This is a genomic window from Streptomyces mutabilis (genome assembly GCF_046628145.1).
Lineage (GTDB): Bacteria > Actinomycetota > Actinomycetes > Streptomycetales > Streptomycetaceae > Streptomyces > Streptomyces mutabilis.
Map to the genome: position 1 here is coordinate 4,488,364 of NZ_CP176874.1, position 22,503 is coordinate 4,510,866.

Sequence of the window (22,503 nt, forward strand, 5' to 3'; positions counted from 1 at the left end):
GGCCGGTGCCCGTCACATCGGTGTCGTGACCGTCATGTGCTCCCCGCTGCCCAGGTGGAGCATGCCCTTGCCCGGAGTGATCTGGCCGCCGACCATGCTCCGGTTGGTACGGATGCCGATCAGCTCGCCCGCGGAGCTGTCCTGCGGAGACAGCAGGATGCCGCGGCGGGCCTTCTTCATGTCGACCTGCCAACCGGAGAAGCCGTCGCAGATCTCCTCCTCGTCACCGGCGATGACGACGGCCAGGCCCTCCTCCACGCCGCGTTCGACGATGCGCTTGAAGATGTCCTCGGCGTCGCAGTCGTCGTGCACCTCGGCGTCGTCGACCAGAACGACGATCGGCTGCTCGGGACTGGCCGACTCGACGAGTTCCTCCATCTCGTCCTCGTCGATGTCCCGGCCGGTGAAGACCTTCAGGACGCCCTCCGTCCCCTCCAGATCACGCAGCGGGGACGGGCGAGGCGCCGCCAGGATCAGCCGTACGCCCTGGGCGAGGTAGGAGCGTGCGACGTTCAGCAGCACCGTGCTGCGCCCGGACTTCGCGGGTCCGCCGATCACGAACGCCGGGACACCTTGGGCGAGGTCGGGACCGAAGGCGGTCAGCTCGTCGCCGCCGACGCCCACCAGCGTCCACAGCGGGGAGGCGCTCGCCGCCGGGTCGCGCATGGCCCAGGCATCGGCGAAGGAGATCCGGCTGGGCAGGACGTCGACGCGGAACGGGCGCCGGGAGCGCGGCAGCCCGGCGTCCCGGGCGGTCGCCGCCTCGCCGATCGCGACGAGCGCGGCAGCCTGACCCTGACCGGTGGTGTCCTCGGCGAGCAGGGCGAACTGGGTCTCGGTCGCCGTCCCGCTCGCGAAGCCGCGGCCGGGCGGGATCTCCTCGGGGATCTTGCGCGCGTTGATGTCCAGCAACGAGAAGTCACCGCGGTCCGCGAGGCGCAGACCGTACTTGTCCTCGGTGAGGGAGGAGATCCGCCCCGTCAGCAGCTGACGGTCACCGGTGATCACCAGGTGCAGGCCGACGCTCGCGCCCTCGCGCATCATCGCCATCACCTGGTCGGTGAGGTCGCCGTGGTTGTACTCACCGAGCGTGGGCAGCCAGCCCTCCCAGCGGTCGAGGAAGACCACGATGTGAGGCAGCCGCTCGTCCTCGGCCGCGGCGGCTCGCTGCTCCCCGATGTCGGCATAGCCCTTCTCCGCCAGCAGATCCTGCCGCCGGGAGACTTCGCCGGTGAGCCGGTTGAAGAGCCGGATGACCCGCTCCTGCTGATTACGGCTGACGACCGCGCCGCAATGCGGCAGCCGGGTCAGCGCGTTCAGGGCACCGTTGCCGCAGTCGATGCCGTACAGATGGACGTCAGCGCTCGACAGGGTGCGGGCCAGGGAGCCCGCGACGGTACGCAGCACCTGCGAGCGGCCGCTGCGCGGACCACCGGCGATGAGCAGGTGGCCGAACGTGGCGAAGTCGACGACCACCGGGCGGCGGGCCTGGTCGGCCGGCAGGTCCGCGATGCCGTACGGGGCAGCCGGCAGCGGCCCCTGGCTGGTCACCTGCGGAATGTCGTCCAACAGCAGCGATTCGTCCAGGGCGGGCAGCCACGGAGAGTGCTGGGCCGGAATGCCGAGGGCCGCGTTGGCCTCCCGGATGGCGTCCACCAGGACCTTGAGATCGGTGATCTCGTCGTCCTCCCTGGCCTCGGACTTGGGTTTGGCGAGCCCGGCCCGCCCCAGGTCCTGCCAGGAGAGCTGCCCGACCCACGGGGCGAGCGCCGCCGGATCGGCGGCACCCGGGCGGCGGCCACCGACGCGGCCGGACTGGAAGGGGATGAGGGAGGCGTGGCCCAGACGGACGTACGCGCGACCCGGCGTGCTCTTGGCGATGTGACCGGCGTCGGGAGCGTCGATGACATCGGTCGACTCACCGGCGTCGGTCACGCGCAGGGCGATCCGCAGGTTGGTGTTGGCGCGGATCTCGGGCGACACGACACCACTCGGTCGCTGTGTGGCCAGCAGGAGGTGGATGCCGAGGGAGCGGCCTCGCTGGGCGATGTTGACGAGGCCGGTCACGAAGTCGGGCAGGTCACGCACCATGGACGCGAACTCGTCGATGACGATGAGCAGTCGCGGCACGGGCTCGTGGGACGGGTCCCGGCGCACCAGGTCCTGATAGTCCTCGATGTCCTTGGCGTCGGCGGCGGCGAGGATGTGCTCGCGCCGCTTCAGCTCCGCGCCCAGCGATTCCAGGGCGCGTTCGACGAGGTGCGCGTCGAGGTCGGTGACCATGCCGACGGTGTGCGGGAGTTTGACGCAGTCCTTGAAGGCGGACCCGCCCTTGTAGTCGACGAGGACGAACGTCATGTTCTCCGGCGTGTTGGCGACGGCGAGCGCGGCCACGATGGTCTGGAGCAGCTCCGACTTACCCGAACCGGTCGTACCGGCGATGAGTCCGTGCGGACCGTCCCGCCGGATGTCGATGCCGAAGGGACCGTCGTACGACTCACCGATGACCGCCATGGTGGACTGGCCGCCCATGCGCCAGCGCGCGGCGACGTCGTCGCGCGTCGGGGGCTCCAACTGGAGCACGTCGAGGAGCCGACTCGAGGACGGAAGCGCGGAGTCCTCGGTCTCGCCACTGATGTCGCGCAGCGGCGACAGCGCCCGGGACAGCCGGGCGCACCAGGCGGGGGAGACGAAGTCGGGCCGTACACCGGACCTGCGCCGGGCGCCGGTCTGCTCGACGCGCAGCCGCAGTTCGGGAGCCCGCTCGGCGGCCTGCTGGGTCTGTTGGGCGCCTTGGTGCCAGGCATGGAAGGAGGGGAAGCCACCGGCGGCGGCCGCGGGGGAGCTGCCGGGCCGAGCGTTGACGGTGTCGCTGTGACGCAGCGGCTCGGCGACGACGAAGGCCTGGCACTCGCCGGGCAGGAAGCGTTCTTCCTCGTCCAGGCAGATCGCGTACATGGCGACCGCAGGCCCTTCCCGCAGGAGTCGTACGACGCCCGGCAGCGACCTCAACCGACGCGACCCGTCCCATACGACGACGATGTCCGGGTCGGCGAAGGCGGGACCGGCTCCACTGCGGTTGTTCTCCTTCAGGGCCTTCTGCCTGGCGTCGAGCAACTGCGTCAGCTCACCGACCCGGGCGCTGACGGTCTCGGAGTCCGTCCCCACCAGCACGTTGACGTCCTGCCCGCTCGCGGGGCGGGCGTGCGGGAGCCAGCGCACCCAGTCCCAGCGCGGCTGCGCGTTGTTCTCGGTGAGCACGCAGAACTGGACGTCCATCGGGCTGTGCAGCACCGCGGTCTGCGCAACGGCCCATCTCGCGAGCGCCTGCGCCGAGTCGCCGGGCCCCGCGATACCTATGACGCCCAGGTCCTTCAAAGGCAGTGCGACGGGCGAGTCCTCGATGTCCCAGGTGACCTGACGCTTGTGATCGTCCTGCTCCGGATCGTCGAGCACGACCTCGGACGGCACCCGGCCGGTGCCGACCCGAAGGAGCAGGTGGTCGGCGTCCGTGCGCCGCCTCTCCCACAACCGGGTACGGGGACCGGTGCCGAAGGCGAGCACGGAGGCGGGATCGGGAATGGTGCTGCGCCGCTCGAGCCGCTCCAGCCGCAGCGCCTCCTGGGCGTCCTTCTCGATCCGCTCCTTGGTCTCCTTGTACTCCTTGACCTGCTGCGCATGGGACTTGCGCCCGTGCTTCTTGTCCATGAAGTAGTTGCCGAAGAGCATGACCGGGCTCAGCAGAGCCATGATCATGTAGTACCAGCGCCCGAAGATCATGACGGATACGACCGCTCCGACCAGCGGGAACAGAGCCATCAGCCAGGGCAGCGGGCGGGCCTCGTAGTCCCTGGGCGGAGCAGGCAGCCGGAAGTGGGTCTCGCGCTCTGCCGGGCGCAGTCGCGGAGGCCGGTTGTAGTCGAGCCCGGCTCCGTCCTCCGACCACTTCAGGGCCGCGTTGGGAGGGGAGTAGGCGTCGATCTCCAGAAGCGTGTTGCGGAGGGCGAGCTGGGAGCCGAGGGGCCAGGGGCCACCGTCGAAGTCGTCGCCGTCGAGGCGGGGGTGATTGCTGTCGCGCCCCTTCTCCTCTCCCTTCTCCTCCTCCTTGCCCTTGCCCTTCCGCTTCTTCTTCTCCTTCTTCTCCTCCTCGTCCCCGGTGCTCTTGCTCTCGACGCCGTGAAGGATGACGTCGCAGGTGCCGTCCATGGCGATGGACAAAGTGGCCGCGCGGGCCGCGAGTTCGGGATCGTCGATGCGGATGTGCGCGGCGGGACCGCTGCCGATGTCGTACCGGCCGACGCCCAGCCGGTGCACGACACCGGCGGCGGGACCGCCTGCCACGCGGAACTCCACGACACCGGCCGGCTCACCGGGAACGCAGCCGGCCGGATCGTGCAGGCTGACGACAGCGCCCTCGCGCAGCGGTGAGCCGACGATGTTGGCGTCGGGATCGAGGGCGTAGCCGTCGACGAAGGCCTGCGGTGCGCCGCCGGGGCCGGGTCGCCCGCCGATGGGGATGATCTCCGCACCACCGGCGACACCGACATGGCGCGCCAGCTCCCGAGTGATGTCGCCGACCGACGACTCCGGATCGGCGTCGAGCACCACATCGGCGCTGGCCCCGCCGATCGGGTCGACGACGGTCAGACTCAGGCGCACGTTCGTCCTCCTCGCTGGGCTGAGGCCGCCCCCGGAACGCTGAACACAGTGCAGCGACCTTAGCCGCCGCACCTTTCCCCTGTGCAACGGGATGCACACTGCCATCAGGGCCTGCCAGGGTGCGCATTGGTTCACGCTTCCCTTGCCAGGCATCCCTGTTGTCCCAACAGCCCCACCCGTAAGATCTTTGCTCATGCGGACCGTCGGCAGACGACCGGACGGACCGCGTCAGTCAAGCCACGGGGGAAGGCCCTGCGGCGACCAACGGGAGGGAGAGCCGTCATGGCCAAGGACGCAGACCTTACATACGCCGAGATGGAGAAGAAGGCCACCGACCTCATCAAGGCGATGGGCGACATGGAAGACATGTTGAAGGCCATCGAAAAGGGCGTCGAGGAACTGGTGGCCAACGGCTTCACCACGCAGAAGGCCTCCGGCGCCTACGACGAGTCCATCAAGGACTTCACCAAGGGCGCGGCCAAGACCGTCAAGGGCCTGGAGGGCCTGTCCAAGTTCCTTACTAACGCCAAGAAGGCGTACGAGGACCTGGACGAGCAGCTGGCGAAGACGGCCAAGGGCTAGAGACGTCAACGGCGGCCACCACGCCGTCCGGGTGCGGTGGGGTGCACGCAGTGGCCCACCACGCCCGGGCGCGGTGGCGATCCGGCTGATGAGTCGGGTGAGCCGGCCCGACCGGATCTTGCCGACCTCGCACGTGTAAATGGAGGGGCCCATGGGGGAGCACGACCGCTTGGTGGTCGACTACGAACTCTTGGAATCTTCGAAGAAGAATCTGAAGGACATCAAGAAATCCCTCAAAGGCATCGAAGAACACCGTGCCGACATTCGTGACATATGGGGCCATGAGAGCATCGCCGACAAGATGGACGATTTTGTCAACAACTGGGACAACTATCGACGTGAGCTCCTCGAGAATGTCGAGAATTTGGGCAAGCAAGTAGATACTTCGCTCAAAGCGTTCGACAAGCTGGACCTCGATCTCAAGAACGCGGCCGAGAAGAAACACGGCACAACCGGGGGGAAGTAACCGGTGGGTACGGGCAAGGGCAGGCGTCGGCCGGTGGACTGGCATCCGCTGGCGGAGAAAGATCCCATCCCCGGTGAGCCAGAGGACATCCGCGACGAGGTCACCAGGATGAAGGACCTCGCATCGACCCTCCGTGAACAGGCCGGCATCCTGCGTCAGGCCGCCGACGGCGACGCCCTGAAGGGCAAGTACGCCGACAAGATCCGCGAGAAGTCCGGCGATCTCGAAAAGCGTTTCCGCGAGACGGCAGCCCGCTACGAACGTGTCGTCGGTGACCTCGGTGATTGGGCCAACAAACTGGAGGGATTCCAGGAGCGGGCTGATGGCATCCTCCGCGCCGCGAAACAGGCCGACGAGGAACACGCTGCCGAGGTGAAGAAAAAGGAAGCCGAGGCTAAGGAGAACGGTGACGAGCCGCCGGCGGAGGCCGACCCCAACAGCCATCTGGCCTCATACCACAGGCAGCTCAACCAGGTCATATCCGATCGGAATTCCAGCGCCCAGCTTTATGCCAAGAACATCGGCGAGGACATTTCCGACATCATCAAGGACAGCGACTGGGAGAACTTCAAGGACTGGGTGCACGAGCATGCGGATACGATCAAATCCATCGTTGAGATCCTGAGTTATGCAGCGACCCTCATTGGCGCTATCGCCCTCCTCTGCACGCCCGTCGGATGGGTGGCGACTGCCATCATGGTGGCCACCATCAGTCTCACGTCGCTCGTCCTCGCCGGGCACACGTTGCTGGCCCTTTCCGGTGACGGGAGTTGGGCGGACGTTGCCATGGACGTCTTCGCGCTGGCGACGCTGGGATTCGGCAGCGTCGCGATGAAGGGCGTGAAGTCCGCGACGACGGCGCTCAAGAGTGCGAGCAGGTCGGGACGGTTTCAGCGGTACGCGAATCTACGCAAGCTGCTCGACAGGAACGTCATGCGATACGGCGCCGACTCGACCCGCGGCGCGAAGGCTGTGCGTGCGAAGGATGCGCTGCGCCAGATCGGGGCGAAGGAAACACGGCCCGGGTCCGCGCCGCTCGAACGCCTGGTGGGCGGTGATCCGGAGGTCGTCAGCGCAACCAAGTTCGCCAAGGCCATGCGCGCGGAGTTCGGCGGGAATCCCGATGTGGTGAGGGCAGCCGACCAAGTGGGCAAGGCTGCGCTGAAGTTCAGGCTGAACTATGGCGCTGCCACCGTGGTGGACGTAGGCGACAAACTCGGAGAGAAGGGTCCATTCGGGGAGCAATACGGTGATGCAAAGGACGTCCTGACGCGTGAAGTCGGGAGTCGTTGGTGATCACTCGGAGTGCGAATTAACCTCCAATGTCCGAGTGTGGCAGCACGTAAAGCAGAACCCGAGGGAGCGGAGAGAGTGGCTACAATCCCAGCAAAGAGTCCACAGGAATCACGGGCCATGAAGTTCCTTGCCGTGTGCACATTGGTGCCGATTCTGGCTCTTGCCTTCCAGGACATTGGAAGTGAATACGGCGGGATGGGCTGGCTCACCTACGATTATGTGGCCTGGCCCATTATGGTCGCCCCAGTGCTAATGCTTTTCCTGTTCTTCAGGAATCGAAAAATTGTCTGCAACCCGCATCTCGGCGCCAACTTCTCCCAGACGATTAAAATCGTTGCCGTCATGTACCTGGTCTGGAATATCATCGGAGCCCTCGGTTACAGCTGGCTGGCTGTGATTCCAATTCTCTCCTGCCTGGCTATCCTGGTGGGTGACTGGCAGCTCAAGAAGCGGGCTGGCGTATGAGTACGTCCGACTCGGAAGAGCAGCATCTTCTTGGCGAGGAGGCCCCTCCCCGCGGCTATGAGCTCATCCTGCCACCCGGCTGGGTTCGCATCCCTTTGCGTGAGGGCACGAAGGAAGCCCTCGAAAGGGTCCTCTTCTCGCACATGGAGAAAGTCCCGGAGGGCATTCCCCGGGACGACGCGATGCGCTTCCGACTGGACATGCGTCGCCGCATGGAGAAGCTGGTTCGTACGGCCAGAAGAAAGGGCGGTGGCCTGGACCTCTATCTTCCGGTGCTCCCGCGCGGCGGCATCTTCCTCATGGCCTCCTTCATCGTCGCCGAGATGCCGATCGGCCAGGACCGTCAGGTCCCTGTACAGGCGGTGATCGCGCAGTTGGCCAACGAGGAACTCCCCGGCGGAGCGTCGACCAAGATTGATGTGGCAGGGGCGCCCGCAGTCCGCCGAGCCTACCGCTCCGCCTTTGACGAGGAGCAGCCGAGCTCTACCCCCGAAGGCGTACAGCAGTCCCCCCTGCTGACCAAGCGGGTCGACTATGTGATTCCCGTGCCGGACGATCCCGGTCGCTGGATCAGCATCAACTTCTCCACACCGGGGGACGGCGACATCGACAGCGAGTTCACCGGCGTGCTGGTCGAGTTGTTCGACGCGGTGGTCTCCACGTTCAAATGGAGCTACAGATGAGTTGGCTGAACGTCAAGCACGCCATGGAGCTGTCACCTTGGATCCGCATCCCGCTTATGTGGCCGGAACCGGGACTTGAGGAAGTCGAGGAGGCGCAAACGCCGGAGGCGTGGGCTCGCTACTTTGCCGAGGGCCTCTGGGAGGATTTCGCGTCGGAGAAGCCAGAACCGGGCGAAGTCGACCTGCTGACCAACATCCTGTTGATGTACGCCATCAGGGCGCCGGCAGCCTATCCGGACTTCGAGGTCTTCCTCCACCTCCCGCACCCACGGGAGATCCCGCTCCCCGTGTACGTCGACCTAGTGGAGATTGAGGAGGGGGAGGACCGGACAACGGCACTGCGTGAGCTGACCCATGCCGACGCCAGCTACACCGTCGAGCCCCCCATTGTCGAGGAATTCGACTCCCCATGTCTGGGAACCGGCTTGCGGGTGCTGCGCTACTACCAGGACGAAGACAGCAACGAGGTGCACGTCGGCCTCCGTTATGCCTGGCGCTACGAGGAGGGCACGGAAGCCGCGGATGTCCTGATCATCTTGGCCGATCCCGACGCCGGCCGCATCCTGCGGAATCTGGACGACATCGACGAATTCGCCCGCACCATCCGGGTCAGCCCGGATGAGGACGCGGATGTTTGGAATGCCAGCAGTACCTGACCGTATGCCATAGGGGGGCCAATGTCGGATCAGACTGCCGACATCGCGCGTATCAAAGAGAGCGGCAGCGCTCTCTCCAAGATTCACCGTGACTTCAAGAACCGTGCGAACCCGGCGGAAGGGCTGGGCGTGAGCACACTGGGTGACCAGGGATTGGTCAAGGTCTTCGACGACTTTGGCGACAACTGGAAGATCCACCGTGAGCGTCTCATGGAAGAACTGGAGAAGCTGTCGAAGATCCTCTCCACGGCGGCCAAAGCATACGAGGACATTGATCACCAACTTGCCGAGGCCCTTCGAGGAACCGACAAGACGAAGCCGGGTGCCGACGGGGGAACCAAGTGAGGCGTCCCAGAGCTGACGAGTGGGCGGTCATCGGCGAGCCCGGGGATCCGATCCCGGGCGACCCAGAGGAAATCGCCAGACTCGGCAAAGATCTGCGAAAAACAGCAGAGTCCATCAAAAAGCAAGCGGAAGAGATCAAGGCGCTCTCGTCGGTTGAGGCGTGGAAGAGCAAAGCGGCCAAGGAGTTCCGGGAGCAGGCAGAAGAGGCCGGGGGGAAGCTGCGCAAGGCGTACAAACGCTACGACGCCGCTGCTGATGCCCTGGGCGAGAAGGTGATGGAGGGCGATGCCTGCTTCACCGAGTACGCATCGGAACTTCACCGTGCGCAGAAAATGGCTGACAAGGCGCTGCGCGATGCCCAGGACGCCGACCGTGAGGCCAAGGCGAGCGGTGGCGCCATCGACAAGCTGCCCAAGGACACGGTTGACGACGATCCTGAGCGCAAGAAACTGGAGAAGCGCCAGGAAGAGGCGGCTTCAGCCCTGGAACGGGCCAGGAAGGCGCTGGAAGTCGCCAAGGAGGTCCGGGACGGGGCCGCCAAGAGGGCCCGTGAAGCCATCAGTTACGCCATCGAGAACGATGGGTTGAAGGACGGCACCTGGGACAAGTTCAAGGACTGGGTGAACGACAACTCTGGCTGGATCGAGAAGGTCCTCAAAGTGTCGGGTTGGGTCTCTACCATCTGTGGCACCTTGGCGCTCATGGTCGGCTGGATACCGGTCATCGGGCAGGCGCTCGCAGGAATTCTCGGCACCATCGCCTTGGCCGCCACTCTGGTGTCTCTTGTGGGTCACACCCTGCTAGCTCTGGCCGGTAAAGGCAGTTGGTTCGATGTCGCCCTCGACGTCGTTGGTCTCGCGACGCTCGGCATCGGTCGTGCTGCCCTCGCGGGCGCAAAAGGTGCGTCGGCCGCGGCGCAGAGCACTGGACGGACGGCCGCCTTCCACAAAGCCATGCAAGGAGTCAAAGCGAAGCGTGGCACGGCTGCCTTCAAGAGGGCCGAAAACAAGGCGTGGAAGAAGGCGAACGCCGAAAGTGGCGGCGCTGTGCGCGGCAAGGCTGCCGCCGATGCTCGAGCCAATGCGCCGAAGGGATGGTTCCCCGGCGCCCAGCGGGTGGCGGACGCTTTTAACCCGAAGCTGATTTATCGGGATTCGATCGACAGCCTCAAGGGTGTCAAAGACTTGAGTTGGAGTAACGTTCGGAAGCTCGGCCAAGGAGACACATGGACAGGAGTCAGGCCGGGCGACCCAGGTATTGGCGAGGCAGCCAAGGGCATCGACGCGATGTCCGACGCCCTGCAGGCTGATAGTGCGGTCAAAGGAGCGGCAGACGTGCTTCAGACACAGACGCGCATCTGGGCGGGCTCGACTGCGGTCGCGTCGGTCACCGACGCTCTCGACAAGGGGGAGATCACCGGATTGGCCGGCGACCTGGTCGGGAGCCAGGCACTGGACGATGGAGTCTGGTCGGCTACGGGGGTCAAGGACGCCACGACGACGAGTGACGGGTGAGTGAGGCAAGCCGTGTGCGAGTGGGCGAGTGATGTCTGAACAGGCAGGACGAGGTGCGATGCGGCAACCGGACGAGCCGGTGGTACGCCCAGCGGGAATGCGGCCGCACAGCGCTCACGTGGTACGTCGGGCTCGACTGTATGCCTCTGGATCGTCCTTGGTCGTGCGTGATGCCCGCTGCCAGGAACGTCGGTATGCCGTTGGCGTCGGGGGTATTCGGCGGGTGGTCTTCCTCCCGCCCGAAGACGTGTGGGGGATCGTGCAGAAGCGCCCGGCCGACCGCTGGGGTGTCCTGGTCTTCAAGGGCGACGATGAGCGTGACCTCTTGCACGTGCCTCTTGCCGGGTGGCTTCCCGAGGCGACAAGTATCGGTGCCCTGGACCTGCGGCCGCACAACTGCCTCAGCCGGACTGGGCTGAGGGGTCTCGTTGAAAGACTTGGCATTCCCCTGGAAGAGGGCCCGATGTTCCTCTCTTCCTCGGGGGTGCCGGACGATGGCCGGGAGGGAAGGCCGTACAGGGCGCTCTACGCCGAGTTGCCTGGGTGGCACACCTGGGCCAGAGGCGTCGGACTATTCGGCTGGTTCATCGCTCTCGTGATCGGCTTTGCTACCGAGCTCAGCTGGGCCCTGCCGGTCGCTGCGGGATCCCTTTTTCTTCTACCGGCAGCTGATGCGGTGGTACGAATCCGGGCTTGGTGGCGCAACAGACGGCATCGTCGCCATGTCGAGAAGACGGAGATCACGCCGTCCCCGGCGACGGGGTGCGGAGGGACGAGGCGGTTCTTGCGGACCGCATCTGTAGGTGTGCTTGCCCATGACCTGGTTCTGATCAATGCGCTCGGTGAGGAACGCTGGCTCGGGCGCGCTGGCGCACACGGGGTGGCGCGACTGGTGCGGTTGATCGATGCCGCGACCGGGGAGCCGCTCGGCGTCGAGGTACGGGACAGAGAGGGTGAAGCGCGGGCACTGCTGCCGTGGCGCTTCTGGTTCGCGGGCCCGCAGGGAAGCGATGGCTGGGCGGCGTTGGTAGGAGCGTTGGGGGTGCCGGTCTCGGACCAGAAGTATCAGAAGTCACGAGGTGTGCAACCGTGGTGGCAGGGGCACCAGCTCGCGGGCGACGCCCGCAAGATGTCACCGATGGAGGGCAAGGCAGCTCGTAAGCAAATCGGCTGGTACCGCTCGGTCGTCGGTGCAAACGAACCCGTGGTTCTCCCGTTCTTCAGCGCTGTGCTGCTGTTCGGGCTATTCAGCGACGTGGTGCCGGTGTTTCTGGCGGGCTTGCTGTCCGCTCTGACCGTCGTGTTCTCGCTGGGACCCGCCGTGGCGAGCGCGCTGGTCAGCCGTATCTCGTACGACAGAACGGTCGAGGCGGCGCAGGGCTAGACGTGATACGAGTCAAGGACAACGGAGTACTAGTGAACACACCCCCCGGCAGCCGCACAGGGCCGCCTGCTGATTACCGCCTGCTCTTGCCTGAGGGGTGGTTCCGCCTGGACATCGACCCCGAGCGACGTGAACGCTCGGTCGACGCCCTGGTGAACCGCCGGTTCGAGGGCATGGACAATGTCCCGCACATCAAGCGGCAACTGAGGCAGGACTTGCTGGCACAGGCAACCGCCGCATTTCGTGAGGGCGGGATCGAGCTTTATCTCAGCCTGCAGCAAGCAGGACCTTTGACCATTCCGGCATCCCTTCTGGTCACCTTCTTGCCGGCCTCGTCCAGCGGAACCACTACGAGCCTTGAGGATGTCGCCACTCGGCTGGCGTCTGACGGGCAGGCGGAGGTTGAGGTCGTCGAACTCGCTGCGGGAACAGCCGTACGCGTTCGTCGCGCAACAGGTGGGCCTGATCAAGCTCCGCCGGCTGGGCTACCGGGGAAGGCCGAGGAAACGCTGCCTTCGCTCACCCTCGACTACCAACTGTCCGTGCCAGGAACCGAGACCCACTTGCTCTTGACCTTCTCCACGCCACTGGTACAGATCGCCGACGCCATGGTTGAGCTCTTCGACGCTGTGGCGGGGTCGCTGACATGGATGGGCGGTGATGACACCGGTGAGTGACATCAGTGCCGTCGGAATCGTGACCCCAAGCGACTGGGTGGCGCTCCCGATCGAGCCGTCGGACGATGTCCGGAGCTGGTCGAAAACCACCGCGGTGGAGCTTCGGGACCGAAGCCAGGCGGAGGGTTACGACATTGACAAGACGACTTTGAGGAAGGATCTGCGGTCCCGGGCCGAGGACAGCCGAAGCCGCAAACCCTTCTACGCCTTCGCCCTTTACCCCGACGGCTTCGACTTTGCTCTCGCGACCCTGGAAGTCGACCTGATCCATCCCGACGAAACGGTCCCTGAGATCACTCTCGACTGGCTGGCAGAGACCTTCAGCGCCGACGATTTCGGTCCCCCGATGATCTCCCACACTGACCTGCCGGTCGGCCCTGCCGTGCGCATCAGACAGAACTTCGCCTCCGGTGCTCGTTCACGTCGCAGGCCGGGAATTCTCATGGAAACACTGACATACGGGGTTGTGCCGACCGGTGCCGAGTCTGCGCTGATGATGCTCATGTCTTGGACTGTGCCGGGGGTGTCGGAGGAGATGGAGACAGCCGCCGACAGCATTGCGGAGACGCTGACAGTGGACCTCTGACGAGCCCGGCCGAGGCATTCCGGCTGGATTGTAGAGAAGGCGAGGTTGTGGTCGGGGGCACTGTCCGGGACCAGCACGAAGTACTCGACCCGACGGTGAGCGACGTCAACGCCCTGCGCCGCGTCGGCGGCTACATCCCGTTCCGAGCGCAGGGCCGCGGTGTCGTCGAGCTCCCGAGTTTCGGAGCTGGGAGTTCCACGGCATAGGCAACGCCCATGACAAGAGCCCACTCCGGGGCGGCGAGCATGCCCGGCAAGAAGGGCCAGCCCGGTGCCGCCCACGCAGACGCGGCCAGAAGATGCTGACCCAGACGCTACCGTCGTTGGAGCACGATGGCCTGCTCACCCGTACCGTGACGCCAGCCGGGCTGTTCACCGGTACCCGCAGACCGCGTAAGTCGGGGGGGCGATGTAGGCATCAACTTCCATCGCACCCCCGTCTTCAAGTTCCGGTGCACTTCGTCTCGTGGTTCGCAGGATGGCGCATCAAGTGTTTGTGGAGGCTGCTGCGCATTTTCTCGGTGGTCAGGACGATCCATGAGCCGTCCTTGAAACGGAGGAGCAGCTTGGTGCTCTCGTACTCGGGGAGAGGGTCTTCCAGTTCGGCTTCGGCGGTAGGGAGTTCGGCGACGACTGCCATGCGGCTCTCCGCGCGGAAGGAGACTCGCTTGGGCGGAGCGGCCAGCAAGATCCGGCCCTCGGAGAGCGCGACATACCGCTTGTTATGGGAGGAATGGCCATACCAACGCAGTAGGAACTGGCCGGCTGCGCCGTTCCAGTCTCCGTCGAAGGTCTGGTTCAAGCCGAGTTCGACTATGGCGGTGTCTCGCCGCTTGGCGTCGAGGTCTTCGATACGGAGACGCTCGCGTTCCTCCCCAGTCGCCAGCCACTTCTTGAGCACCTCTTCGCCAGAAGCGAGCAGGAGTAGAAATCCAAGAATGAGCAGGAGTGGGGAAGCGAGTACGAGAGCGAGCAGCCTCAGGGGTCGGATCAAGCCGGACCTAAGTGCTCCATTTCCGGCATTGCGATGAACATCTGGGGGAGGCTTGGGGATTTTGCCGATCTCACACCAAGCTCCCGCGTCCGGGGTGACACCGAGGCGACTGTGGAGCATTCGGTCCGTGCTGCTGGCCAAGTCGATTCCCTCCGCACTGCGTACGTGGCCGTGCTTCGCCGTAGTCTCTCACGTCTCTCGATGGAGGCAGCAATGGCCGACAGGGGTGTCCGACTGGACCCGATTAGGGACTGCTCCGGAGCCGCAAAAGAATAAAAGTTCGTGGAGGGAAGGTGAATTGACTCAAGCTCGGAATTAATGTCCACGGGGTCCTCCCGTGATTGGGAGCGCTCAAGGAATTAACGGCTCTCAAGGGGCTCAAGGGGCCTCTCGGGGCTGAAGGGGTTCGGAAAGGTCTTCGGCGGAGGAGAGGCGCTATGCGGAGTGGGAGACAACTTCCGGCCGGCGAGAAGGTGGAAGAGGACGTCCCGGTCCGGAAGCGGGATGCGGTCGGGCTGTTGGTGTGCTTCGTGGTGGGCGGGGCAGTGCTCCTCTTCGCCATCGGGGGCACGCGGTGGTTCTCGCGGCACATCGCGCCGGTCGTGTACGACGTGCCCGGTGGCTCCTGGGCGGTCGGAGCCATGCTGGGACTACTCAGTCTTGCCGGTTGGGCGGGCGTTCTGTCGGGCCGGTTCGACGGCTGGCGCGACGCGGCCCGCGCGAGTGGGGTGTCGCGGGTGGCGCGCGTCGTGGCCCGAGTGGTGTGCGGCTTGGCCGCGGTGGCGCCGGTCGTGTTTCTGGGCAGTGGCCTTCGGGGGAAGCACTGCCGGTCGTACGAGCCGGGTTGTGCGTACATCTCCGGGACCGGGCCGGCATTGTTCGCGTATGTCGCCGTCGCGGGTGGACTGGGCTGGATCTACTACCGTCGGCGTCGCGCCGTCGTCGAAGAGCGGCGTGCGCGGGAGCGGGCGCGGCTGCGGAAGCTGCGCAAGAAGGGCAAGGGTAAGAGTCGCCGCGCCGGCGCCGGGCGGTAGGAGGGGCCGGGGTCTCCTCCGGCGGGCGTCGGAGCAGGTGGTCAGTTCGTGTGCGGACGGCCGTCCCGGATCCACGTCACCATGACCAGGGCCGCGGTGATGTACATCAGGATGCTGAAGGTGGCCACGGAGTCCACGTACTGCTCGTGGCCGGTCGCGCGCAGCTGAAGTGCCAGGGAGCCGAGAGCGGTTCCGAGTGCGGCGGTGGCGGCGGACATCGCGACAAACGGGGCCTTCGTCATGGGTGTTTCCTCCAAGCCACGAGATGATCTCTCACACAGAGGCTACCTGCGCCGAGACGGCACGGACCGGGATGCGGCCCGAACTCATCGGGCAGGTGATGTCTCCCTCACCTTGTCCGCCAGGCGGTTGATCCCGTCGCCGAGCACGGACAGGGGACTGCCCGCCGGTTCGTCGTACGGCACGCGGGTGCCGGACGGGCCCGGCAGGGTCAGCATGCGTTCGGGCAGTTCGTGCGGTGCGTTCGTGGACGCGTCCAGGCAAAGCGGGCACAGCGACAGCCTGCGCCTGCGGTTGCCCTGCGCGGGGACGCGGACGTGGCGGCGGCCGGCCGAGGGGCCGTGGAGCGGGTTGACGGCGCAGCAACGGTCGTTGGTGTCGCCGTCGAGGGCGTTGCGGGCCCCGCGGGCGAGGATGATGACGGCCAGGAGGGTCGCCGGGTCGGTACGCGGCCCACCCGGTGAGCTCAGGCCTTCGATGTCACCGTCGACGAGGAACATCGCGGCGTCGAAACGTTCCCAGGCGAGGGCGAGATCCTGCCACCCGGCGCCGTCGGTCTCTGCGAGGGCGTCTGCCGCCGCCGAGAGTTCCGTACCAGCCGTTCGGCGCAGGTACGCCTCGGACGGCTTGGCCGGTGCCGCCAGCTTCAGCGCCTGCGTCCGCAGCACCGGCGGAGTGCGCCGACGCAGGACCGCCGCGACGATCCCGAGGACGCCCGCCACCAGCCCGAGCAGCAGCAGTGCCGCCACGGCGCCGACGAACAGGCCCGGCCAGAAGTCGGTGGCGTAGAGCGGCGGGAGGCTGTTCTCCGCCTCGGGACTGACAGGGCGGGCAGGTTCGCCGGAGGAGGCCGGCTCGTCGGTGCGCGGCGACTCGTCGAGGTAGGTCATCAGCGCGTCGAGGCGCTCGCCCAGGAGGTGGTCGTCGGCCTCGTGCGACCGGTCGTCCCCGTAGGAGATGAACTCGGGGACGTCGAAGAGAAGGCGCAGACTGTCCAGGCGCAGGCCGTGGTTGAAGACATCGATGTAGCCGTCCAGCGGGTCGGCGACGACGTACACGCCGTCCGCCTCGCCGACCCCGTCCGCCTTGCTCAGCTGTGACCGCACCGCGGCCGCGAACAGCTCCTCGTCACCGGCGGACTCGTCCTCCGGCAGGTGCGGAACGACAGTGACGTACACCGGCCCGCCGCCCTCCGAGCGCCCGAACCGCTCGATGCGGTCGTGCAGCCGGGACAGCTGGGCCTCGTCCAGTACCGGTGGGCTTTCAGGGTCGACGTAGACCGGGTCCTGGGCCAGGCCCTCCGCGACCCGCTCGACCCGTGCCGTCATCTCCTCGTGGCCGGGGAGGGGAGCGGCGCCGCGTTTCGTCTGGTCGAAGACGAGCGGAGCCGTGACCGCGATCGCCGCCGCGGTGGCCAGGGCCAGGCCCGGGATGAGCAGGCGCCGCAGGACGGAACGGCCCGCGGCGGTGCGGGGCGAGGTCGGGCGACCCGTGGCAGCGACACCCGTGGCAGCGACACCCTTGGCGGTCCGGCCCTTGGCGGTCCGGCCCTTGGCGGGGCGAAGCGGGGTCGCTCGCGGGAAGCGGCGACGGGCCCGCCGTACGCACGGCGCCAACAGCAGGATGGTCAGCGGTACGCCGGTCAGCGCGATGCCCGTGACGAAGGACTGGTTCCTGCGGTCGGCCGGGCCGATGTACATCTCCTCCGGCTCGTTGCCCTCCCGGAAGCTCTCGCGGGCCGCGTCCGCCCGCGCCTCGGCCTTCTCGGTGCCCTGCGCCACTACGTCCACGAAGCGTTCGAAGCTGCGCAGCGGGCCCGCGTCGTAGGGGAGTTCGAAGACGGTGGTCGTACGGGCGGCCTCCGCGGGGGCGCGTACGCCGTAGGCCGCCGCCTTCCTCACTCCCGACTCGTCGAGGAGCACGAAGAGCCCGTCGCGCCCGAGCCGGTCGTGCACCGCGCCCAGCAGGTCCTCGACGGAACCGCCCTGGCCCGGCAGGACGAGCACGTACGTCGGTACGCCGGTGCGTTCGGCGAGCCGGGCGAAGTCGGGCGCCATGGAGCGGGGGACCGCGCGGGGGAGCTGGTCGGTGATGTGGACCGGGTTCTCGCGGAGGCGGTCGGCCAGGTGGGCGGCCTGGGTGGGCGGACGGCTCGCCGCGGGGGCGTCGGCGGCGCGGGCCGGTGCGGCCACCAGGGTCGCGGCGGTGAGGAGGAGGGCGGTTAGGCCGCAGAGGGTGAGCAGCAGGCGGAGCACGCCGCTCGCGGTGTGATCGGTCGGCGGCCGTCCAGCCGTCGCCCTGAGTGTGGTCAGCACTCGCACTCCCCGTGCCCCCGTCCCCGGTCGTGGGTTTTCTGCCCGCGGCACTCTACTGACGGCTTCGCTGCTGCGAAACCGCCCTTCCTCGGCCCGGCTTGGCGTTCTGCGCCTTCACCACCGCAGCCGGCAGCTTCGCGTCGCGGAGTGCGGGTGTGGGGGAGGGGGGAGATGGAAGGGACGGAAGAGATGGGAGGGATGGGAGGGATGGGAGGGATGGGAGGGATGGGAGGGATGGGAGATGTGGGAGAGATACGAGAGCGGGTGTGCTCGGTCAGGCGTGCGGTGTTTCTGTCAGTTTGCGAAGCTCGGGGGAGAGCTCGGGCACCTTGGCCCCGGCCGCCTGCGCTGCCGCGACCTCCTGGACGTAGGCCAGTGCCGCCTCCCGCAACCGCTCCTTCTCCCTGCCCTGCCGACGGCCGACCAGCCAGACGTACACGGCGAGGGGTACGAGGAGGAGGGCGCCGTAGCCGACGGGTTCGGCGGAAGTGGCGGCCCACATGGCGCCGCCCGCGCCGACCAGGATCAGCAGACAGCCCGTTTCGTCGTGCCAGCCGCCGACGTCGGCCATCGTCTCGTACGACCGGACGGCTTCGGGTTTCGGCGGTACGGCGACCGGGGCGGCGGCCTGGGCGGTGACGGGCTCGGCCGCACCCTGGGACGGTGCCGGGCCCGGCAGCGCTTCGTCGCGCAGTGCGTCGTCCGACAGCGGCTCGACCGTCTCGTACGTCGGAATCGGCGCCGCGCCCTTCCCGCCCCCGGTCGACGAACGGCCCTCCAGCCACGCCGGTACGTGCGTCAGCGGAACGCCGTGCGCGCGGGCCACGCCCAGGACCTCGCGGTAGCCGGCGAGCGGGCCGTGGGTCAGGGCGCGCTTCCAACAGGTGCGCGCGTGCACCACCAGTGCCACGCCGACGACGAGCAGGGACCCGGCGGCGCCGAGCGCGGCGAAGAGGTGGTCGGTCAGCGCGGGGGCCATCGGAACGACGAAGGGAAGGAGCAGACCGGCCGTCACCGCCAGCACCCCGAGCCACGCCGCCGGCCGACGCTGTTCCGCTTCCAGGGCCCGCCGTCGCTCGGCGAGGAGCGCGGTCACCGCCGTGTCGTCGGTGTAGTCGAAGCCGTGACGCGTGCTGATGGCCCGGACCGCTGCCAGAACTCTGGTGTCGGCGGCCAGGGCCGCACCGTTCACCGGAAGCAGGTCCACCGTCTCCCCCTCTGCGCTGTGCCGATCGTTCACCGGTCCGAGCGAAGATCATGGCACGGGCCGTCCGCGCCTTCGTGAGTGAATCGTGCAGGCATCATGGCCGCACGGTGACGAACAGCACGCGGACGGTGTTCGGCCGAGGTGCGGTCGGATTCGCGCGCGCACAGTCGAAGGGGCGACTGGCCGGCGGCTCTCAAAGGGGTTGAGCTGCAACGAAGTTGCAGACGGGTAACGGCGGGAGGTGCGAGGCCCGAGGGGGCGGGCGAGCCTTGAGGGGCTTATGTGCGGCTGATACGGTGCGATGGCTTGACACCCGCCTCGCTGCTGGCTATTCGCCCAGGTCAGGCGGGTGCGTCAGGGGTTGTCCCGGGACGCCACCGGTCGGGCGGACACGAGCGAAGTGTCCGAATTTACAGACGATTGCGCTTGCTTGAGCGGTGACTGCTGCTCGAGCGAGTACGCGGCAGACAATTTCTTGGGTGTACGGGGAGCGGTTGCGTGAAGATCCAGGAGCGTACGGGGGCGGGCGCGGGACGTTCCGCGGCTCCGGTTCAGCCATCGGTCGGTGACCGGCTTCCCAGCCCTCCCCGCGAGCGCAAACCCGCGCTGGCCGCGCTGGCGGTGCTGCTGATCCTGCTGGGCGCGCTGGGTGCGACGATGCTGGTGCTGCGGGCCGGGGACCGGGTCGAGGTCGTCAAGGTGACGGCCCCCATCCCGGCGGGCGGCTCCATCAACAAGAGCAACTCGACCTCGGTGATGGTCGCGGACGACCCCGGTATCCACTACGTCAAGTGGGAACAGTTCGACACGATCAAGACGTACAAGGCCGTGTCCGCGATCCCCGCGGGTTCCGTCGTCGTCGGCGAGATGTTCGCCAAGGAGGCCAAGCTGCCCGCCGGCAAGGCGTCCGTCGGTGTGGCCCTCAAGGAGGGGCAGTACCCCTCGGACATCAAGAGCGGCGACAGCGTGGCTGCCTACCGCGTCGGTACCCGGAGCGCCGGCAGTTCGGACGCCTCCGACAACGAATCGTCGTCGTCCTCCTCCTCCAACGCGCTCATCGCCGAGGCCCGCGTGGAGATCGTCACGAAGGACAGCGACTCCACCGTCAGCACCGGCAGCAAGTCGCTCACCCTCCTCGTGGACGAGGCCGACGCGGCTGCCCTGGCCTCGGCGGCGTCCGCCGGCGAGGTCGCCATCGTGCGTGTCCCCGGCAAGTAGAAGGCGACCAACCACCCATGGCCCTCATCGCCCTCGCCGCCGACAAGGGTTCCCCCGGCGTCACCACCGCGGCCGTCGCCCTCGCGGCGGTCTGGCCGCGCCGCGTCCTGCTCGCCGAGACCGACCCGGCGGGCGGCGACCTGGTGTACCGGTCCGCCGCCGCGCACGGCGGGCCGCTCAACCCCAACACCGGCATGCTCTCGATCGCCGCGACCGCGCGCCGCGGCCTCGTGCCCGACCAGCTCTGGGACCACGTGCAGCCGCTCAGCGGCGGCCTCGAGGTCCTCGTCGGACTCGGCATCTCCGAGCAGGCCGCCGGTCTCGCGGGCCTGTGGCCCACCCTCGGCCGTGCCTTCGCCTCCCTCGCCGACTCCCCGAACGCGCCCGCCGACGTCATCGCCGACTGCGGCCGCATCAGCGGCGACTCGCCGGCGACGGAGCTGTTCCCGCACGCCGCGCTGGTCCTGCTGATCTCCCGTACCGAGCCGGAGGCCATCGCCCGCGTCCGCGACCGCGCCGCCGCACTGTCCAACAAGCTGCACGGCGGCCCGCGCGGTGCCGCGAGCCTCGGCATGCCGCTGATCGGCGTCGTCCTCGTCGCCGACACCAACAACGCCGCCAAGCTCTCGGGCCAGGTCAACGACATGCTGGTGGCCGCCCAGACCGGCGCCCGCGTGGTCGGCACCATCGCCGACGACCCGGCCGGCGCCGACCAGTTGGCCGGGCGCAGGCGCGGCCGGCTGGAGAAGTCGCTGCTCATCCGCTCCGCCCGCAAGGTCACCTCGGACCTGTACCAGCAGTTCGGCGCCGCCTGGTCCGCACCGACCGGACCCGCCGGCGCCGACATGAACGGCCATGCGGGGGCCGGCCGATGACCGCTGTCGACCACTCGTTGGTCAAGCGGTTCCGGCAGGACGCCGGTGACCGCATCGCCGAGCAGCGTCGCCAGGACCAGGTCAGCGGCGTCACGCCGATGTCCACCGAGGACGAGCGGCAGTACGCGCGCGCCGTCATCGCACAGATCCTGGAGGAGTACGCCCGCGCCGAGATCAACGCCGGGCGCACGCCGCTGGACGCGGAGACGGAGGAGGCGTACGCCGCCGCCGTGCACGCCGCGCTGTTCGGCGTGGGGCGGCTCCAGCCGCTGCTGGACGACCCCGAGGTCGAGAACATCGACATCAACGGCTGCGACCAGGTCTTCGTCGGCTACTCCGACGGACGCGAGGAGCGCGGCGAGCCGGTCGCCGAGACCGACGAGGAACTGATCGAGCTGATCCAGATCCTCGGCGCCTACTCCGGCCTCTCCTCCCGCCCCTTCGACTCCGCCAACCCGCAGCTGGACCTGCGTCTGCCGGACGGTTCGCGTCTGTCTGCGGTCATGGACGTCGCCCGGCGCCCGGCGCTGTCCATCCGCCGCGCCCGCATGGGCAAGGTCTTCATCTCCGACCTGGTCGGCAACGGCACCCTCACCCCGGAGCTGGGCCACTTCCTGGCCTGCGCGGTCCGGGCCCGCAAGAACATCATGATCGCGGGCGCGACCAACGCGGGCAAGACGACACTGCTGCGTGCCCTCGCCAACGAGATCCCGCCCAACGAGCGCCTGATCACCGTCGAGCGCGCCCTGGAGCTGGGCCTCGACACCTTCCCCGACCTCCACCCCAACGTGGTGGCCTTCGAGGAGCGGCTGCCGAACTCCGAGGGCCAGGGCACCATCAGCATGGCGGAGCTGGTCCGCCGGTCCCTCCGTATGAACCCCTCCCGCGTCATCGTCGGTGAGGTGCTGGGCGACGAGATCGTGACCATGCTCAACGCGATGTCGCAGGGCAACGACGGCTCGCTGTCCACGATCCACGCCAACAGCTCGCACGAGGTCTTCAACCGCATCTCGACGTACGCCCTCCAGGCCGCCGAACGGCTGCCGATCGAGGCCAGCCAGATGCTGGTGGCCGGCGCCGTCAACTTCGTCGTCTTCATCCAGCGGCGCAACAACTTCCACAGCGGCGGACGCCTCCAGCGCATGGTCACCTCCGTCCGCGAGGTCAACGGCGTCGACGGACGCGTCCTCTCCAGCGAGGTCTTCGCCGAGACCCCCGACGGCCGGGTCGTACCGCACGCCCCCATAGCCTGCCTGGAGGAACTCATCGCCTACGGCTACCGGCCCAACGGAACGTGGGGGTGACGGA

Annotated in this window: 20 protein-coding genes and 1 pseudogene; 16 read left to right on the forward strand and 5 right to left on the reverse strand. The window is 67.6% G+C overall.

Translation table 11 applies throughout. From position 1 onward, the window contains the following. Window positions 1-12: 12 nt before the first annotated feature. Window positions 13-4,659, reverse strand: a complete 4,647-nt coding sequence (locus tag ACLIN4_RS20245; protein WP_411576084.1) for an FtsK/SpoIIIE domain-containing protein — start codon at window positions 4,657-4,659, stop codon at window positions 13-15. Window positions 4,660-4,941: 282 nt separating this feature from the next. Here ACLIN4_RS20245 and ACLIN4_RS20250 point away from each other — a divergent pair, with 282 nt between their 5' ends. The 12 genes and pseudogenes from ACLIN4_RS20250 to ACLIN4_RS20305 form a co-directional block, all read left to right on the forward strand. Continuing rightward, window positions 4,942-5,241 (forward strand): WXG100 family type VII secretion target, encoded by a 300-nt coding sequence (locus ACLIN4_RS20250; protein WP_261699441.1) that lies wholly within the window; start codon window positions 4,942-4,944, stop codon window positions 5,239-5,241. A 151-nt stretch (window positions 5,242-5,392) separates the two neighbouring features. Then, window positions 5,393-5,707, forward strand: coding sequence for a hypothetical protein (locus tag ACLIN4_RS20255; protein ID WP_289907031.1), 315 nt, complete (start codon window positions 5,393-5,395; stop codon window positions 5,705-5,707). A gap of 3 nt (window positions 5,708-5,710) precedes the next feature. After that, on the forward strand, window positions 5,711-7,003 hold the full coding sequence (locus ACLIN4_RS20260) for a putative T7SS-secreted protein (RefSeq protein WP_289907030.1): 1,293 nt from the start codon (window positions 5,711-5,713) through the stop codon (window positions 7,001-7,003). A 117-nt stretch (window positions 7,004-7,120) separates the two neighbouring features. Then, a complete protein-coding gene (locus ACLIN4_RS20265; RefSeq protein WP_289907029.1) occupies window positions 7,121-7,468 on the forward strand; it encodes a hypothetical protein in 348 nt (115 codons plus the stop codon). Then, on the forward strand, window positions 7,465-8,151 hold the full coding sequence (locus ACLIN4_RS20270; RefSeq protein WP_290012836.1) for a hypothetical protein: 687 nt from the start codon (window positions 7,465-7,467) through the stop codon (window positions 8,149-8,151). The genes ACLIN4_RS20265 and ACLIN4_RS20270 overlap by 4 nt, the downstream gene beginning before the upstream one ends. Further along, on the forward strand, window positions 8,148-8,807 hold the full coding sequence (locus ACLIN4_RS20275; RefSeq protein ID WP_290012835.1) for a hypothetical protein: 660 nt from the start codon (window positions 8,148-8,150) through the stop codon (window positions 8,805-8,807). The genes ACLIN4_RS20270 and ACLIN4_RS20275 overlap by 4 nt, the downstream gene beginning before the upstream one ends. A gap of 21 nt (window positions 8,808-8,828) precedes the next feature. Then, complete coding sequence (locus ACLIN4_RS20280; RefSeq protein ID WP_289907023.1) at window positions 8,829-9,152, forward strand: hypothetical protein; 324 nt, start codon at window positions 8,829-8,831, stop codon at window positions 9,150-9,152. Further along, window positions 9,149-10,666, forward strand: a complete 1,518-nt coding sequence (locus ACLIN4_RS20285; RefSeq protein WP_411576085.1) for a putative T7SS-secreted protein — start codon at window positions 9,149-9,151, stop codon at window positions 10,664-10,666. Before ACLIN4_RS20280 ends, ACLIN4_RS20285 begins: the two co-directional genes overlap by 4 nt. Window positions 10,667-10,829: 163 nt before the next feature. Next, entirely contained in the window at window positions 10,830-12,050 is a 1,221-nt protein-coding gene (locus tag ACLIN4_RS20290) for a hypothetical protein (RefSeq protein WP_411576086.1), read from the forward strand. A gap of 32 nt (window positions 12,051-12,082) precedes the next feature. Beyond that, window positions 12,083-12,727: a hypothetical protein gene (locus tag ACLIN4_RS20295; RefSeq protein ID WP_290012831.1), complete on the forward strand. Its 645-nt coding sequence runs from the start codon at window positions 12,083-12,085 to the stop codon at window positions 12,725-12,727. Next, window positions 12,720-13,313: a hypothetical protein gene (locus ACLIN4_RS20300; protein ID WP_289907015.1), complete on the forward strand. Its 594-nt coding sequence runs from the start codon at window positions 12,720-12,722 to the stop codon at window positions 13,311-13,313. The genes ACLIN4_RS20295 and ACLIN4_RS20300 overlap by 8 nt, the downstream gene beginning before the upstream one ends. Before the next feature lie 292 nt (window positions 13,314-13,605). Then, window positions 13,606-13,674, forward strand: a pseudogene (locus ACLIN4_RS20305) (transcriptional regulator); the annotation flags it as partial. Window positions 13,675-13,754: 80 nt separating this feature from the next. On the opposite strand, the gene ACLIN4_RS20310 reads toward ACLIN4_RS20305, so the two are convergent. Then, window positions 13,755-14,447: a hypothetical protein gene (locus tag ACLIN4_RS20310; protein WP_411576087.1), complete on the reverse strand. Its 693-nt coding sequence runs from the start codon at window positions 14,445-14,447 to the stop codon at window positions 13,755-13,757. A 332-nt stretch (window positions 14,448-14,779) separates the two neighbouring features. Between ACLIN4_RS20310 and ACLIN4_RS20315 the strand changes: the two genes are divergently transcribed. After that, on the forward strand, window positions 14,780-15,340 hold the full coding sequence (locus ACLIN4_RS20315; RefSeq protein ID WP_411576088.1) for a hypothetical protein: 561 nt from the start codon (window positions 14,780-14,782) through the stop codon (window positions 15,338-15,340). A gap of 41 nt (window positions 15,341-15,381) precedes the next feature. Here the strand turns inward: ACLIN4_RS20315 and ACLIN4_RS20320 are convergent, their stop codons facing one another. The 3 genes from ACLIN4_RS20320 to ACLIN4_RS20330 form a co-directional block, all read right to left on the reverse strand. Beyond that, window positions 15,382-15,582 carry an SCO3870 family protein gene (locus ACLIN4_RS20320; protein WP_043381307.1) on the reverse strand — a complete coding sequence of 67 codons (201 nt, stop codon included), beginning with the start codon at window positions 15,580-15,582 and terminating at the stop codon, window positions 15,382-15,384. A gap of 84 nt (window positions 15,583-15,666) precedes the next feature. Next, window positions 15,667-17,892, reverse strand: a complete 2,226-nt coding sequence (locus tag ACLIN4_RS20325) for a hypothetical protein (RefSeq protein WP_411576767.1) — start codon at window positions 17,890-17,892, stop codon at window positions 15,667-15,669. A gap of 277 nt (window positions 17,893-18,169) precedes the next feature. Then, a complete protein-coding gene (locus tag ACLIN4_RS20330; RefSeq protein WP_289907008.1) occupies window positions 18,170-19,135 on the reverse strand; it encodes a hypothetical protein in 966 nt (321 codons plus the stop codon). Window positions 19,136-19,600: 465 nt separating this feature from the next. Here ACLIN4_RS20330 and ACLIN4_RS20335 point away from each other — a divergent pair, with 465 nt between their 5' ends. The 3 genes from ACLIN4_RS20335 to ACLIN4_RS20345 are packed head-to-tail and all read left to right on the forward strand — an operon-like array spanning window position 19,601 to window position 22,499. Beyond that, the gene (locus tag ACLIN4_RS20335) at window positions 19,601-20,320 is read left to right on the forward strand and encodes a hypothetical protein (RefSeq protein WP_107476924.1); all 720 of its coding nucleotides are present in this window, start codon (window positions 19,601-19,603) and stop codon (window positions 20,318-20,320) included. 17 nt (window positions 20,321-20,337) lie between these two features. Next, entirely contained in the window at window positions 20,338-21,195 is an 858-nt protein-coding gene (locus tag ACLIN4_RS20340) for a hypothetical protein (protein WP_100045604.1), read from the forward strand. Beyond that, on the forward strand, window positions 21,192-22,499 hold the full coding sequence (locus ACLIN4_RS20345) for a CpaF family protein (RefSeq protein WP_043381296.1): 1,308 nt from the start codon (window positions 21,192-21,194) through the stop codon (window positions 22,497-22,499). The genes ACLIN4_RS20340 and ACLIN4_RS20345 overlap by 4 nt, the downstream gene beginning before the upstream one ends. Window positions 22,500-22,503 lie beyond the last annotated feature (4 nt).